We start from the raw sequence: 13,475 nt of genomic DNA, 5'->3' as shown, positions 1-13,475 counted from the left end.
TCCGTCGCGGGCGATGACTTTCCTCCGGATCACCGGTCTTCCTCACGAACGCCCGTGCCGGACGCTGCCCGGGCGCGATGTCGGAGTACGCCCCCGTGACAGGAGACCTCCCGTATGACTGATCCGGCAGTGACAGCGCCCCGCGGCCGCGGCCACGGAGCCGGGGCCTGGCCCCTGATCCGCGCCGAGCGAGCCGCGCTGGCGGCCGATCTCGGGGACGTGACCGACGAGCGGTGGGAGACGCCCTCGCTCTGCGCGGGCCTGACGGTGCGCGAGGTGCTCGCGCACCTCACCGCGGGCGGGAGCCTCAACACCGTGCGCTGGATGGCGGGGGTGATCCGCTGCCGGTTCGACTTCGACAAGCAGGTGGCCATGCGGCTGGCCGAGCAGTTGGGTGCGACCCCGGCCGAGACCCTCGAGCGGTTCCGGCGCATCGTCCCGAGCACCACCAAGCCTCCCCTGCCCGCCCTTGCCATGCTGGGCGAGACGGTCGTGCACGGGGAGGACATCCGGCGCCCGCTGGGCATCCGCCGTGACCACCCGGTCGAGGTCCTCACCCGGGTGGCCGAGTACTACCGGGGCTCGGATCTCGTGCTCGTCGCCAAGGGACGCGTCGGCGGGCTGAGGCTCGTCGCGGACGACGGCCCCTTCTCGACCGGTTCGGGGCCGCTCGTGTCCGGCTCCACCCTGGCCCTGGTGATGGCCATGACCGGACGCGCGACGTACTGCGACGAACTCGCGGGCGACGGTGCGGCGATTCTGCGCGATCGCTGCGAGACAGTGTGACCGTGCGCCCGGAGGTGCGCGGTCCGGCACGCGAAGGCACACTATTGCAAGCGCATGCTTGCAATAGTTAGCGGCGTGGTGCATCGTGGAGGCATGGCATCGCTCAACGTCGGCAATCTCGGTGAGTACCTGCGCGAGCAGCGGCGCAACGCGCAGCTGTCGCTGCGGCAGCTCGCCGACGCCGCGGGCGTGTCCAATCCGTACCTGAGCCAGATCGAGCGCGGGCTGCGCAAGCCGAGCGCGGAGGTGCTCCAGCAGGTCGCCAAGGCGCTGCGCATCTCCGCCGAGACGCTGTACGTGCGCGCGGGGATCCTCGACGCGGAGCGCGACCGGGACGACGTGGAGACGCGTGCGGTCATCCTCGCCGACCCCTCGCTGAACGAGCGGCAGAAGCAGGTGCTGCTCCAGATCTACGAGTCCTTCCGCAAGGAGAACGGATTCGGGACCGACGCCGACGACACCGGCGACGAGGTGCCGGCTCAGGACGCGACGGCGGGCGACGCCGCCGAAGGCGGGGCCTCCATACCGGGGCTCGGCCCCCGTACGACCGGCGGCAGTGACGCCGGCCCGCAGCAGACGGCCGGATGAGCGGGAGCGAGTAGCCGGCCCGGCGCGGGACCACCACGAAACCCTCAGCCGAACGCAATACCGGAGGACCATCACCATGGCCATCACCGACGACCTGCGCAAGACCTTCAGCGACCCCACCCCGCTCTACTTCGCCGCCGGCACCGCCGACCTGGCCTTCCAGCAGGCCAAGAAGGTGCCGGTGCTGGTGGAGCAGCTGCGGGCCGAGGCGCCGTCCCGTATCGAGGCCGTGCGCAACACCGACCCGAAGGCCGTCCAGGAGAAGGCGACGGCCCGCGTCAAGGAGACCCAGGGGACCCTCCAGGCCAAGGCCAACGAGCTCTTCGGCTCCCTCGACACCGACCTCAAGAAGCTCGGCGAGAGCGCCCAGGACCTCGCGCTGCGCTCGGTCGGCGTCGCCGCCGAATACGCCGTCAAGGCCCGGGAGACCTACGAGAAGGTCGCCGAGCGCGGCGAGCAGGCGGTGCGCACCTGGCGCGGCCAGGCCGCCGACGGCATCGAGGACATCGCCGAGGAGGTGGAGGAGTTCGCCGTGGCCGTGGAGCCGGCCAAGCCCGCCAAGTCCGAGACGGTCGAGGTCACGGAGGACAGGACCGCCGCGGCGAAGAAGACCCCCGCCCCGCGCAAGGCTCCGGCCAAGAAGAGCACCAACGGCACCGCGAAGAAGACCACGCCGCCCGCCAAGTAACCGGCGAGAGGCGGCACGAGTACGGTACGGGCCGGGCACCCTTGGGGTGTCCGGCCCGTTCTCCGGGTACGGTGACCGCGTAGAGACGATCCGAGTCTGGTGGTGGACGTTGTGCTGATGCAGGGGTTCGCAGGCTTGATGTGGCTGCTGAGCATCGCCCTGATCCTTTTCAGCGGCTTCGCGTTGGTCGACGCCGCCGTGCGCCGCGAGGACGCCTACCGCGCGGCGGACAAGAAGACCAAGCCGTTCTGGCTGATCATCCTCGGGATCGCCTTCGTGGTGAACCTGATCTTCAACATCCTGTCGTTCCTGCCGATCATCGGGCTCATCGCGACGATCGTCTACATGGTCGACGTACGGCCCGCGCTGCGCGGCCTGCCGGGCGGCGGCCGCAGCAGCCGCCGCGGCTCCAGCAGCGACGGCCCCTACGGCCCGTACAACGGCGGACGCTGAGGCGCCGCCGCGCCCCCGACAGGGGCGCGGGGGACTGCGCGAGCAGACGCAGCGGACCAGCGGGCGGGGTACGACGGTCAACCCTGTACGGCGGTCACCCTGTGCCGCGGGCGTCCGTCCCGTTCAGGGCGTCCGGTCCAGCAGCACCACTGCCACGTCGTCCGCCAGCTCGCCGCCGTTCAGCTCGCGGACCTCGTTGACGGTCGCCCGCAGCAACTGCTCGCCCTCCAGCCCCTGGGCGAACTGACGGCGGACCATCTCCACCATGCCGTCCTGGCCGAGCCGCTCCCGGCCCTCGCCGACGTGGCCCTCGATCAGGCCGTCGGTGTAGAGCATCAGGCTCCACTCGGCCCCCAGCTCCACCTGCGTGCGCGGCCAGCGGGCGCCCGGCAGCAGGCCCAGCGCCGGGCCGTTGTTGTCGTAGGGCAGCAGCCGTGCGGGCGTGCCCGGACCCGCGACCAGGGGCGACGGGTGACCGGCCAGGCACAGGCCGGCGCGGCGGCCGTCCGGGGCTATGTCCACGGCGCACAGGGTCGCGAAGATCTCGTCGTCCGAGCGCTCGTGCTCCAGCACCTGCTGAAGCGTGCCGAGCAGCTCGTCGCCGCAGAGACCGGCCAGGGTCAGCGCGCGCCAGGCGATCCGCAGCTCCACGCCGAGCGCCGCCTCGTCCGGGCCGTGCCCGCAGACGTCACCGATCATGGCGTGCACGGTGCCGTCCGGGGTGCGGACGACGTCGTAGAAGTCGCCGCCGAGCAGTGCGCGCGAGCGCCCCGGACGGTAGCGGGCGGCGAAGCGCAGCGAGGAACCGGCCAGCAGCGGCGTCGGCAGCAGGCCGCGCTCCAGACGGCGGTTCTCCTGGGCGCGCAGCCGGCCCTCGGCCAGGCGCCGCTCCGCCGAGTCGGACCGCTTGCGCTCGACGGCGTAGCGGATCGCCCGGCTCAGCAGCCGGCCGTCGAGCTCGTCGCGGAACAGGTAGTCCTGGGCGCCGACCGCCACGGCCTCCGCGCCGCGCTCGGCGTCGCTGGAGGAGGTCAGCGCGAGCACGGCGTGCCGGGGCGCGAGCTCCAGCACGTGCCTGAGCACCGCCAGCTCGTCGTCCCCGTTGCCGTCGGCGTCACCGCCTCCGTTGCCGTCGGCGCTCGCGCGGGCAGGGGCGGGCGCCGACAGGGCGAGGTCCAGCAGGATGCAGTGGACGTCGTCGGTCAGCAGCCGCTCGGCCTCGGTGAGGTTGCGGGCCGTGCGCACGCGGACCGGCTTGCCGGTCTGGTCGAGCAGGTCGGGCACGATCGGCGAGCCGCCCGGATCGTCCTCGATCAGCAGCAGCGTCAGGTTGGTGGGGGCGGTGCTCCCGAGCTGGTCCGTGGTCTCGTTCGTGGTCTTCTCGCGCTTCTCCGTGGGGTTCTCTCGCCGAGCGGTGGGGGTTTCGGCCGGGTTCGTCCCGGGCGCGGCCTGTTCCGTGGAAGGGCCGCTGTCCGGGGATGCGGCGGGCGCCTGACCACACTCCGCGGCCGGGATCGCCCTCTGCCGCGGTACGGGTACGGGCATCGTCTTGTTTCCTTCCCTCCCCCCGAGGGCATGGCGGGGCGAGGGACCTCGACCCACCGACGGGGACCATAGCGGGTGACGGTGCCGCTGCGGAATGGTCCAGAACACGTCGGGCGGTCGTCGGCCACTGTCATATGCCGCGTTCCGTACCGCAGTTGGACACGTCGACCGGGGGCCGGGGATGACGAAGGTCACGCGGGGCGGGGCGCCGGGCGTGGACTGGGTCACGTGGCCCGTCTCACGCCGCCGCGAGGCGCGTGGCCCGTGTCACTCCGAGGGCGTCGCGCCCGTGCCCGCGCCCGTGTCCGGACGTACGACGCCGAGGATCGGCATCGTGCCCGCCCCCGCGATCGTGATCGAGCGCCCCGGGCGCGGAGCGTGCACGACGGAGCCGTCGCCGACGTACATGCCGACGTGGCTGGCGTCGTCGAAGTAGATGATCAGGTCGCCGGGGCGCATGTCCTTGATGTCGACGCGTTCGAGCTGCTTCCACTGCTGCTGCGAGGTGCGCGGTATCGACTGCCCGGCCGCCACCCAGGCCTGTGAGGTCAGGCCGGAGCAGTCGTAGGCCTTCGGGCCCTCGGCGCCCCACTGGTACGGCTTCCCGATCTGGGCGGTGGCGTACTCGACGGCCTTCCTGCCCCGCTCGGTCGCCCTGGTGTCGAGGTCCTTGAGGATGCCGGAGTCGAGCCAGGCGGTCTGGGCCTTGGCCTGGGCCTCCCGCTCCAGCCGGGCGAGGCGCTCCTTCTCCTCCTTCTCCAGCTCGGACTCCAGCTTCTCGGCCGCCGCGATCTGCTTCTCGATCTTCTTCTGGGCGGTGGCCTTGGCCTTGCGGTTCGCCTCCAGCTTCTTGAACTGGGCGGAGGCGTCCGCCGCGTACGCCTTCAGGTCCTCCTGGGTGCGCGTCATCTCACCGAGCAGGCCCTTGGTCGCGCGCTGGCCCTGGCTGACCCGGCCGGTGCCGTCGAGGAACTCCTCGGGGTCGTCGCTCAGGAGCAGCTTGGCCTCGTCGGGCAGGCCGCCGGTGCGGTACTGGGAGCGGGCCGCGGCGCCCGCGCGCTCCTTCAGCCCGTCGAGCTTCTCCTGGCCCTGGACGATCTTCTTGGCCAGTTCGACGATCTCGGCGGACTGCTTGTCCGCCTTCTCCTCGGCGGCGTTGTACTCGTCCGTGGCGGAGGCCGCCGCGCGGTAGAGCTTGTCGAGCTTCTTGCGTACGGCTTCCAGGTCCTTGCCGGGTGTGGCGGCCGGGGACGGTGAGGCGCTCGGGGTGCCGGGTGAGGGCGTGGGGCCGGGATCCGCGAACGCCGTGCCCGGTGCCGCGAGCACCGTGACCGCGCAGACCACGGTCACGGCAGCGGTCATCAAGCCATGCTTCCCCGTACGCATACCTCGCCCCCAAACTGGTTAACCGTCAGTAACATAGGTCGCCTGGGGGATCGTGCCATGCCGGCGTGGAAAGCGACAGAGGTCGTGCTTTCCTTCCGCTTCCCCTCCCTTGCCTTCCTTGCCCCTTCTGCCTCGCTTCCTGCCTCACCTCCGCCTTCGCGTGCGACGGCTGCCTGCTGCGACGGCTCCCCCGCTGTGTGACGAACACCGCACGGAGATCGTTCCCGCCCATCGACCGGGGCGTGGGCGTCCGTCCGGGCGTGGGTATCGGTCCGGGCACGGGTATCGGTCCGGGCGTGGGTGCCGGTCCGGGCGCCGGTTCCGGTCCGGGTACGGGTGCCGGTCCGGGCGCGGGCCGCCGGTTCACGCGCGCGGTGCCAACGCCTCCCACCGCACCGTCACTTCGCCCTGCCGCCACCGCACCGGCCCGTCCGTCACCGGCCAGTCGGCCGCCAGGTCCCGCACGGCCCGCATCCAGCGCTGGCGGGCGCCGTAGGAGGCGTAGGGCGCGGCGGCGGCCCAGGCGCGGTCGAAGTCGCGCAGGAAGGCGTGCACGGGCTCGCCGGGGACATTGCGGTGGATCAGCGCCTTCGGCAGCCGTTCCGCCAGGTCGGAGGGGCGCTCCAGGGAGCCCAGCCGGGTCGCGAGGGTGACCGTGCGCGGCCCCTCGGGCCCGAGCGCCACCCACACGTGCCGGCGCCCGATCTCGTCGCAGGTCCCCTCGACCAGGAGCCCGCCCCGGGAGTGCCCCGACGCCGGCGCGAGCCGCGCGCACAGCCGCTGCCAGACGGCGGCCACCTCGTCCTCGTCGTACTGGCGCAGCACGTTCGCCGCGCGGATCAGCAGCGGGGGCCGGGGGGCGGGGACCTCGAACCCGCCGTGCCGGAAGACGAGCCCCGCGCGCGCGTAGGGCTCGGCCGCCGCCACCCGCGCCGGGTCGATCTCGACGCCCACCACGCGCGCGTGCGGCGCGACCGTGCGCAGGCGGTGCAGCAGCTCGACGGCCGTCCAGGGGGCGGCGCCGTAGCCGAGGTCGACGGCGACGGGATCGGCTGCGCGGCGCAGCTCGGCACCGTGGGTGGCCGCGATCCAGCGGTCCATGCGGCGCAGCCGGTTCGGATTCGTCGTCCCGCGCGTGACGGTGCCCACAGGGCGGGGGGTGGCGCGGGAGGGCATGCGTACGAGGGTATGCGGCCCGGCCCGCTCTCTTTGACGCATCCCGCGCTCGAACGGTTGAGCGACCAGCGGTAATGATTCGGCAAAGGTCGGGAAACCGGAAATGGAGCACCGCCATCCGGTGTTCCACCTCCTGGAGGGCGGCGCGTGTCCTCCGACCGGCATGCCCGCAGCGAGGAGGAACGGCTCGTGAGCCAGTACGTCAGCAGGCTCGGGCGTCGCTCACCGGCGGCCTCCCCACGGCTCCGGCTGCTGCGCAGGCCCCGTCGCGTCGCCATGCTCTCCGTGCACACCTCGCCGCTCCACCAGCCCGGCACCGGCGACGCCGGCGGCATGAACGTCTACATCGTCGAGCTGGCGCAGCGCCTCGCCGCGATCAACATCGAGGTCGAGATCTTCACGCGCGCGACCACCGCCGCGCTCCCGCCCTGCGTCGAACTGGCCCCGGGCGTCCTCGTCCGCCACGTCGACGCCGGACCGTACGAGGGCCTGGCCAAGGAGGAGCTGCCGGCCCAGCTGTGCGCCTTCACGCACGGCGTCATGCAGGCGTGGGCCGGCCACCGCCCCGGCTACTACGACCTGGTCCACTCCCACTACTGGCTCTCCGGCCACGTCGGCTGGCTCGCCGCCCAGCGCTGGGGCGCCCCCCTGGTGCACGCCATGCACACCATGGCCAAGGTCAAGAACGCCAACCTGGCAGACGGCGACACCCCCGAACCGGCCGCCCGCGTCATCGGCGAGACGCAGATCGTCGCCGCCTCCGACCGGCTGATCGCCAACACCGCCGAGGAGGCCGACGAGCTGGTCCGGCACTACGCCGCCGACCCGGACAAGGTCGCCGTCGTCCACCCCGGCGTGAACCTCGAACGGTTCCGCCCCTTCCCCAAGGGCTCCGAGCCGGGCCGCGGGGACGGCACGTCCGCCCGTGCCGCCGCCCGCGCCCGCCTCGGCCTGCCGCAGGACGCGCTGATCCCGCTCTTCGCCGGCCGCATACAGCCGCTGAAGGCGCCGGACGTGCTGCTGCGTGCCGTGGCTGTGCTCCTCGACGAACGCCCGGAGCTGCGCTCCCGCATCGTCGTCCCCGTCGTCGGCGGCCCCAGCGGCAGCGGCCTCGCCAAGCCGGAGGGGCTGCAGAAACTCGCCGCGCGGCTCGGCATCGCCGACGTCGTGCGGTTCCGTCCGCCCGTCGGGCAGGAGCAGCTCGCCGACTGGTTCCGGGCGGCGTCCGTGCTGGTGATGCCGTCCTACAGCGAGTCCTTCGGCCTGGTCGCCATAGAGGCCCAGGCGGCCGGTACGCCGGTGCTCGCCGCCGCGGTCGGCGGCCTCCCGGTCGCCGTGCGCGACGGGCACACCGGCCGCCTCGTCGAGGGGCACGATCCCGCCGCGTACGCGCGCGTACTGCGCGATTTCGCCGACAACCCGGAGCTGACGCCCCGGATGGGCGCCGCCGCCGCCCGGCATGCGCAGTCCTTCGGCTGGGACAGCGCCGCCGCCGCCACGGCCGACGCCTACACGGCCGCGATCCAGTCCCACCGCCGTCGCGTACGCTCCCACCATGGCTGAGGCAGCGCGGAAGGCAGCACAGGTCGTCGAGGATGCCCTGAAGGACGCCGAGCTGGAGTGGGAGAGCCCGGAGTCCGGCAACTACGTCGTCAAGCTCCCCGGCACCCGCAAGCTCTCGACGACGGTCTCCCTCCTCCTCGGCAGGCACTCCCTCTCGCTCAACGCCTTCGTCATCCGCCACCCCGACGAGAACGAACCCGCCGTCCACCGCTGGCTGCTGGAGCGCAACCTCAAGCTCTACGGAGTCGGTTACGCCGTCGACCGCCTCGGCGACATCTACGTCACCGCGAAACTCCCCCTCGTCACCGTCACCCCCGACGAGATCGACCGCCTCCTCGGCCAGGTCCTGGAGGCCGCCGACGGCGCCTTCAACACCCTGCTGGAGCTGGGCTTCGCGTCCGCCATCCGCAAGGAGTACGAGTGGCGCACCTCGCGCGGGGAGTCGACGCGGAACCTGGAGGCGTTCCAGCACCTGATCGAGCGCTCCGGGGACTGACGCGCCCTCAGACCGCTCCTCCGCTGACGCGGTAGCGCCCGGGCGGGACGCCCACCAGCCGCTTGAAGTGCCGGGTCAGATGTGCCTGGTCGTAGAACCCGGTCGCGGTGGCCACGTCGGCGGGGGTGCGCCCCGCCAGCAGCAGGCGCCGGGCCCGGTCGACGCGGCGGGACATCAGGTACTGGTGCGGCGCGATGCCGTAGGCGCCGCTGAACGCCCGTACCAGGTGGGCCGGATGGGCGGGCACGAGCGCGGCCGCCTCCTCCAGGCCGAGCCCCTGGACGACGCGTTCGTCGAGCAGCTCCCGCAGCCGGCGGGCGAGGACGGGGTCCCGGCGCTCCGGACGCTCCTCGCGGCGGGGCAGCAGATGCTCGTGCAGCCGCTCGCCGATCAGCGTCAGCCGGCTCTCCGCCTCCAGTTCGTCACCGGGCAGGGCGAGCGCGGAGTGCAGCTGTCCGACCCGCCGCCGCAGCACCGGGTCACGCAGGTCGGGGGCGTCGACGGCCCGCCCGATCAGGTCGTCGCCCAGCCGGGAGGCGTCCAGGTACAGGACGCGCTTGCGGAAGCCGTCCGGGGTGGCGGGGGAGCCGTTGTGCGGCACGTGCGGCGGCAGCAGCGACACCGTGTCGTGCGGGGTGCCGTGCTCGTGCCGGTCCAGGTCGTACCGTACGGCCCCGTCGTCGACGATGAGCAGCGTCCACGCCTCGTGGACGTGCATCGGGTAGGCGTACTCGGTGAAGTGGGCGTGGAAGACCTCGACGACGCCCGGTACGGGGGGTCGCCAGGCGGAGACGGTCCGCCGCCGGTCCTGGTCGGCCATGCAAAAAACGTACAAGACCCGGCCGCACGCCGACCGGCAGTCTCACCGTATGAGCACGCATGTGAGCACGCACGACGCGGACCCGGCGGCCCCCGTCCGCTTCGACACCAAGATCGCCGTCCTGCTCCGCGAGGACCTGGAGACCTGGCAGCGCCTGAACGTCACCGCGTTCCTGGTCAGCGGCCTGGGAGCGCAGTTCCCCGAGGTGATCGGGGAGCCGTACGAGGACGCCGACGCGGTCGGCTACCTGCCGATGTTCCGCCAGCCGGTCCTGGTCTTCGAGGGCACCAAGGAGACGCTGACGAACGCCCACGCGCGCGTGCTGTCCCGCGCCCTGCCCCGCGCGCTCTTCACGTCCGACCTGTTCACCACGGGCAACGACCGCGACAACCGGGCGGCGGTACGGGCCGTGCCCACGGCCGGACTGGATCTGGTCGGCCTCGCGGTGTACGGCCCCAGGAACGCGGTGGACAAGGTGCTGAAGGGGGCACGGATGCACCCGTGAGGCCGGGGGCGCGGCGGAGCCGCAGGCTGCCGTCGGGCCGCGCTGACCCGGACGGCCGTCAGGCGGGGCTGACCTCGGGTTTCGCGGGTGCGGCCGTCCCGGGGGAGGCCCCTTCCAAGGGGGCGGTCTCGGAAGGGACCGTCTCCTCCGCCGGCAGCCCCCGCATGAGCGCCCAGTACCCCGCCGCCGCCACCGTGCCGACGACCGCGCAGATGCCCCACAGCCACTCGGCGCCCCAGTGGTCGATGACGAAACCGGACATCAGCGGGGCGACGAGGGCGGCGACCGCCCAGGACATGGTGTACATGCCCTGGTAGCGCCCGCGCCCGTGCACCGGGGAGAGGCGGACGACGAGACCGGTCTGGGTCGGCGCGTTCACGATCTCGGCCAGCGTCCACACGCACACGGTGAGGGCGAAGACACCGACCGACCCGGCGAAGGCGGTGAGCCCGAAGCCGTACCCGGCCAGCAGCGCCGAGCCGACGAGCAGCAGCCGCGGATCACGGTGCTCGATGAACCGCGTGACGGGAATCTGGAGCACGACGATCAGCACACCGTTGACGGCGATCGCCATGCCGAAGTCGGCGGGCGTGAACCCCGCCTCGCCCATGGCCACCGGCAGCCCGACGTACGCCTGCTGGAAGATCAGGGCGATGAGGAAGGACAGTCCGACGACGCTCATGTAGCGCCCGTCGCGCAGGACCGTACCGAGGGAGACGGGCGTGCTCTCGACGGCGACCTGGCCCTCCGTGGTGACCTTCTGCGGGCGGGACTCGGGCAGCTTGACGAAGATGAGGACGGCGCACGCCATGGTCATGCCCGCCTCGATCAGGAACCCGGCGAGGTAGCTGACCTCGGCGATGAACCCGGCCGCCATGGAGGAGATCGCGAAGCCGAGGTTGATGGCCCAGTAGTTGAGCGAGAAGGCCCGGATACGGTCCTCGGGCCGCACGATGTCCGCCATCATCGCCTGCACGGCGGGCCGGGAGGCGTTGCTCGCCATGCCGACCAGGAAGGCGACGCCCGCGATGGCGACCGGGTCCCGCACGAAGCCGAGCAGCGCGACGGACAACGCGGTGGAGACCTGCGCGACGAGCAGCGTGGGCCGCCGCCCGAGCCGGTCGGTCATCACCCCGGCCCCGAGCGAGGACACGACCCCGCCGAGCCCGTGCAGAGCGGCGACCAGACCGGCGTACGAGGCGGAGTAGCCGCGGTCGATGGTCAGGTACAGCGCCATGAAGGTGGCGACGAAGGCACCGAGCCGGTTGACCAGGGTGCTGGTCCACAGCCACCAGAACTCGCGGGGGAGCCCGGAGACGGACTCGCGCACGGCACGTCTCACTCCGGCGACTGACATGGGACCCCCGTGAACGGATAGCGGCTGTAAGTGGCTCTATCGGTGGGCACAACTTACGAACGGGAGGCCGTCGGAGGCCAGTCGATTAACACTTCTCGTCAACTGTCCGACCGTCGGGCGCACCGCGCGGGGAATCAGGGGGTTCGATTACGCTCGGGACCATGGCCGACGCACCGTACAAGCTGATCCTCCTCCGCCACGGCGAGAGCGAGTGGAACGAGAAGAACCTGTTCACCGGCTGGGTGGACGTCAACCTCACCCCGAAGGGCGAGAAGGAGGCGACACGCGGCGGCGAGCTGCTCAAGGACGCCGGCCTGCTGCCCGACGTGGTCCACACGTCCGTCCAGAAGCGCGCGATCCGCACGGCCCAGCTCGCGCTGGAGGCCGCCGACCGCCACTGGATCCCCGTCCACCGCCACTGGCGCCTGAACGAGCGCCACTACGGCGCCCTCCAGGGCAAGGACAAGGCACAGACCCTCGCCGAGTTCGGCGAGGAGCAGTTCATGCTGTGGCGCCGCTCCTACGACACCCCGCCGCCGGCGCTGGACCGCGACGCCGAGTACTCCCAGTTCTCGGACGCCCGCTACGCGACGCTCCCGCCGGAGCTGCGCCCGCAGACGGAGTGCCTGAAGGACGTCGTCGTCCGGATGCTCCCGTACTGGTTCGACGCGATCGTCCCCGACCTCCTCACCGGCCGCACGGTCCTGGTCGCGGCGCACGGCAACTCGCTCCGCGCCCTGGTCAAGCACCTTGACGGCGTCTCCGACGCCGACATCGCGGGCCTGAACATCCCGACCGGCATCCCGCTCTCCTACGAGCTGGACGCCGAGTTCAAGCCGCTGAACCCGGGCGGGACCTACCTGGACCCGGACGCGGCCGCGGCGGCGATCGAGGCGGTCAAGAACCAGGGCAAGAAGAAGTAGGCCCACATCACCGAGCCCCCGCACTGCGGCTACTTCGCGGCGCGGGGGCTTACTGATGACCGGATGATCCGGCGGCGTACTCAGGACGGCCAGGCGTCGGCCATCTCGAAGGAGACCACCGTTCCTCCGAAGTGGCTGGGCCCGGTGTGCCACGAGTGGGCGAGGGAGTCGACCAGGAGCAACCCGCGCCCGTGCGCGTCGTTGGCGTCGGGGCATCTGAGCCGGACGTTTCCCGGCAGCCCTGGGTTGTGCACCTCGCCCCGGAGGGAACTCCCCTCGCGGGCCCCATCACTGAGCTGGAGCTCTTCTACAGCGCGCGCTCCGCCGCGGACCGTACGCAGGGCGTCGAGGATCTGCGCGTGCTCTTCGGGTGGGTGCCGGTGGACGACCGTGCCTACGACCGGGCCTGGCAGGTCCAGGAGATCCTCACCCGTCGCGGGCAGCACCGCGGTGCCGGTCCCGTCGACCTCGTGGTGGCCGCCACCGCCGAGTTGCAGGGGCTGACCCTCCTCCACCGCGACCGTGACTTCGAGTGCGTCGCCGCCACCGGCCAAGCGCTCCAGTGGTACGGGCCCGAAGCCGGCAAGTGAGGGCGCGCTACGCGGTGCGCCGCCGTGCGTACACCTCGATCTCGATCTTCATGCGGGGGTCGGCGAGGCCGCACATCAGCATGGTGGCGGCCGGGCGGATCTCGCCGAAGGCGCGGCGCAGTACCGGCCAGCAGGGCTCGAAGTCGGTGCGGTCGGGGAGCAGGTAGCGGACCCGGACCACGTCGGCGAAGGTGCACTTCGCGTCGGTCAGGGCGGCCTCGATGTTGCGCAGGCACTGCTCGGCCTGCTCCACCACGTCCTCGGAGATCGTCATCGTGGTGTAGTCGAAGCCGGTGGTGCCCGACACGTGCACCCAGTCGCCGTCGACCACGGCACGGGCGTAGCCGATCCGCTCTTCGAACGTCGAGCCGCTGAGGATGGAACGTCGCTCTGTCATGCATGGCACATTAAGGGGCGCGCGGCCGGCGCTGGCAGGTCTCTCCCTGGTCATCGACTGGGCCCGACCGTCGGTTGGGTCCCGGACGGGATCTCCGGGCCGCCCCCGGACAGGACGGGGATGCAACCATTCCCTGTAGAGCTGGAACCCCCGGAAGCCGACCGCGCCTTCGAGACTCTAGCCGCGGGCACTGACACTCGGA

Annotated in this window: 16 protein-coding genes; 9 read left to right on the top strand and 7 right to left on the bottom strand. The window is 72.2% G+C overall.

The annotated features are described in order from the left end of the window. Positions 1-114 precede the first annotated feature (114 nt). The 4 genes from ACIQ6R_RS19650 to ACIQ6R_RS19635 all read left to right on the top strand — a co-directional run bounded on the left by ACIQ6R_RS19650 (position 115) and on the right by ACIQ6R_RS19635 (position 2,515). Positions 115-786: a maleylpyruvate isomerase family mycothiol-dependent enzyme gene (locus ACIQ6R_RS19650; RefSeq protein ID WP_404222622.1), complete on the top strand. Its 672-nt coding sequence runs from the start codon at positions 115-117 to the stop codon at positions 784-786. Positions 787-879: 93 nt separating this feature from the next. Further along, a complete protein-coding gene (locus tag ACIQ6R_RS19645) occupies positions 880-1,374 on the top strand; it encodes a helix-turn-helix domain-containing protein (RefSeq protein WP_404222621.1) in 495 nt (164 codons plus the stop codon). Positions 1,375-1,450: 76 nt separating this feature from the next. Further along, positions 1,451-2,062 carry a hypothetical protein gene (locus ACIQ6R_RS19640; RefSeq protein WP_404176468.1) on the top strand — a complete coding sequence of 204 codons (612 nt, stop codon included), beginning with the start codon at positions 1,451-1,453 and terminating at the stop codon, positions 2,060-2,062. Between the two features lie 117 nt (positions 2,063-2,179). Continuing rightward, the gene (locus ACIQ6R_RS19635) at positions 2,180-2,515 is read left to right on the top strand and encodes a DUF2516 family protein (protein WP_404176465.1); all 336 of its coding nucleotides are present in this window, start codon (positions 2,180-2,182) and stop codon (positions 2,513-2,515) included. Positions 2,516-2,638: 123 nt separating this feature from the next. On the opposite strand, the gene ACIQ6R_RS19630 is transcribed toward ACIQ6R_RS19635, so the two are convergent. From ACIQ6R_RS19630 to ACIQ6R_RS19620, 3 genes are all read right to left on the bottom strand, one after another. Beyond that, positions 2,639-4,060, bottom strand: a complete 1,422-nt coding sequence (locus ACIQ6R_RS19630) for a PP2C family protein-serine/threonine phosphatase (protein ID WP_404222619.1) — start codon at positions 4,058-4,060, stop codon at positions 2,639-2,641. Positions 4,061-4,327: 267 nt separating this feature from the next. Then, positions 4,328-5,446: an NlpC/P60 family protein gene (locus tag ACIQ6R_RS19625; protein ID WP_404222618.1), complete on the bottom strand. Its 1,119-nt coding sequence runs from the start codon at positions 5,444-5,446 to the stop codon at positions 4,328-4,330. 363 nt (positions 5,447-5,809) lie between these two features. Continuing rightward, complete coding sequence (locus ACIQ6R_RS19620) at positions 5,810-6,622, bottom strand: class I SAM-dependent methyltransferase (protein ID WP_404222617.1); 813 nt, start codon at positions 6,620-6,622, stop codon at positions 5,810-5,812. A 189-nt stretch (positions 6,623-6,811) separates the two neighbouring features. Here ACIQ6R_RS19620 and mshA point away from each other — a divergent pair, with 189 nt between their 5' ends. Continuing rightward, positions 6,812-8,185 carry a D-inositol-3-phosphate glycosyltransferase gene (mshA, locus tag ACIQ6R_RS19615; protein ID WP_404176708.1) on the top strand — a complete coding sequence of 458 codons (1,374 nt, stop codon included), beginning with the start codon at positions 6,812-6,814 and terminating at the stop codon, positions 8,183-8,185. Next, the gene (locus ACIQ6R_RS19610) at positions 8,178-8,681 is read left to right on the top strand and encodes a YbjN domain-containing protein (RefSeq protein WP_404222616.1); all 504 of its coding nucleotides are present in this window, start codon (positions 8,178-8,180) and stop codon (positions 8,679-8,681) included. The genes mshA and ACIQ6R_RS19610 overlap by 8 nt, the downstream gene beginning before the upstream one ends. A gap of 7 nt (positions 8,682-8,688) precedes the next feature. Here the strand turns inward: ACIQ6R_RS19610 and ACIQ6R_RS19605 are convergent, their stop codons facing one another. Further along, positions 8,689-9,501 (bottom strand): AraC family transcriptional regulator, encoded by an 813-nt coding sequence (locus ACIQ6R_RS19605; protein ID WP_404176451.1) that lies wholly within the window; start codon positions 9,499-9,501, stop codon positions 8,689-8,691. Between the two features lie 49 nt (positions 9,502-9,550). Here ACIQ6R_RS19605 and ACIQ6R_RS19600 point away from each other — a divergent pair, with 49 nt between their 5' ends. After that, positions 9,551-10,006 carry a DUF2000 family protein gene (locus tag ACIQ6R_RS19600; RefSeq protein ID WP_404176448.1) on the top strand — a complete coding sequence of 152 codons (456 nt, stop codon included), beginning with the start codon at positions 9,551-9,553 and terminating at the stop codon, positions 10,004-10,006. A 58-nt stretch (positions 10,007-10,064) separates the two neighbouring features. Here ACIQ6R_RS19600 and ACIQ6R_RS19595 read toward each other — a convergent pair whose 3' ends face one another. Further along, positions 10,065-11,363, bottom strand: coding sequence for an MDR family MFS transporter (locus tag ACIQ6R_RS19595; protein ID WP_404222615.1), 1,299 nt, complete (start codon positions 11,361-11,363; stop codon positions 10,065-10,067). Positions 11,364-11,524: 161 nt separating this feature from the next. Here ACIQ6R_RS19595 and ACIQ6R_RS19590 point away from each other — a divergent pair, with 161 nt between their 5' ends. Next, positions 11,525-12,286 (top strand): phosphoglyceromutase, encoded by a 762-nt coding sequence (locus ACIQ6R_RS19590; RefSeq protein ID WP_053133235.1) that lies wholly within the window; start codon positions 11,525-11,527, stop codon positions 12,284-12,286. 80 nt (positions 12,287-12,366) lie between these two features. Here ACIQ6R_RS19590 and ACIQ6R_RS19585 read toward each other — a convergent pair whose 3' ends face one another. Next, positions 12,367-12,540, bottom strand: a complete 174-nt coding sequence (locus tag ACIQ6R_RS19585; RefSeq protein ID WP_404222614.1) for a hypothetical protein — start codon at positions 12,538-12,540, stop codon at positions 12,367-12,369. Here ACIQ6R_RS19585 and ACIQ6R_RS19580 point away from each other — a divergent pair. Further along, on the top strand, positions 12,535-12,876 hold the full coding sequence (locus ACIQ6R_RS19580; RefSeq protein ID WP_404222613.1) for a PIN domain-containing protein: 342 nt from the start codon (positions 12,535-12,537) through the stop codon (positions 12,874-12,876). The genes ACIQ6R_RS19585 and ACIQ6R_RS19580 overlap by 6 nt on opposite strands. 7 nt (positions 12,877-12,883) lie before the next feature. Here the strand turns inward: ACIQ6R_RS19580 and ACIQ6R_RS19575 are convergent, their stop codons facing one another. Further along, entirely contained in the window at positions 12,884-13,273 is a 390-nt protein-coding gene (locus ACIQ6R_RS19575) for a RidA family protein (RefSeq protein WP_404222612.1), read from the bottom strand. Positions 13,274-13,475: the final 202 nt, after the last annotated feature.

Origin of the sequence: Streptomyces sp. NPDC096048 (assembly GCF_044763415.1) — a bacterium.
GTDB lineage: Bacteria > Actinomycetota > Actinomycetes > Streptomycetales > Streptomycetaceae > Streptomyces.
The sequence above is the reverse complement of the archived record's forward strand: the minus strand, read 5'-3'. Positions and strand labels throughout refer to the sequence as shown.

Excerpts from the sequence above, each read along its gene's own strand:
- ACIQ6R_RS19605 (WP_404176451.1), bottom strand. The coding sequence starts at position 9,501 with ATGGCCGACCAGGACCGGCGGCGGACCGTCTCCGCCTGGCGACCCCCC.
- ACIQ6R_RS19650 (WP_404222622.1), top strand. The coding sequence starts at position 115 with ATGACTGATCCGGCAGTGACAGCGCCCCGCGGCCGCGGCCACGGAGCC.
- ACIQ6R_RS19635 (WP_404176465.1), top strand. The coding sequence starts at position 2,180 with ATGCAGGGGTTCGCAGGCTTGATGTGGCTGCTGAGCATCGCCCTGATC.
- ACIQ6R_RS19645 (WP_404222621.1), top strand. The coding sequence starts at position 880 with ATGGCATCGCTCAACGTCGGCAATCTCGGTGAGTACCTGCGCGAGCAG.
- ACIQ6R_RS19640 (WP_404176468.1), top strand. The coding sequence starts at position 1,451 with ATGGCCATCACCGACGACCTGCGCAAGACCTTCAGCGACCCCACCCCG.
- ACIQ6R_RS19575 (WP_404222612.1), bottom strand. The coding sequence starts at position 13,273 with ATGACAGAGCGACGTTCCATCCTCAGCGGCTCGACGTTCGAAGAGCGG.
- ACIQ6R_RS19600 (WP_404176448.1), top strand. The coding sequence starts at position 9,551 with ATGAGCACGCATGTGAGCACGCACGACGCGGACCCGGCGGCCCCCGTC.
- ACIQ6R_RS19625 (WP_404222618.1), bottom strand. The coding sequence starts at position 5,446 with ATGCGTACGGGGAAGCATGGCTTGATGACCGCTGCCGTGACCGTGGTC.
- ACIQ6R_RS19630 (WP_404222619.1), bottom strand. The coding sequence starts at position 4,060 with ATGCCCGTACCCGTACCGCGGCAGAGGGCGATCCCGGCCGCGGAGTGT.
- ACIQ6R_RS19610 (WP_404222616.1), top strand. The coding sequence starts at position 8,178 with ATGGCTGAGGCAGCGCGGAAGGCAGCACAGGTCGTCGAGGATGCCCTG.
- ACIQ6R_RS19595 (WP_404222615.1), bottom strand. The coding sequence starts at position 11,363 with ATGTCAGTCGCCGGAGTGAGACGTGCCGTGCGCGAGTCCGTCTCCGGG.
- ACIQ6R_RS19620 (WP_404222617.1), bottom strand. The coding sequence starts at position 6,622 with ATGCCCTCCCGCGCCACCCCCCGCCCTGTGGGCACCGTCACGCGCGGG.
- ACIQ6R_RS19590 (WP_053133235.1), top strand. The coding sequence starts at position 11,525 with ATGGCCGACGCACCGTACAAGCTGATCCTCCTCCGCCACGGCGAGAGC.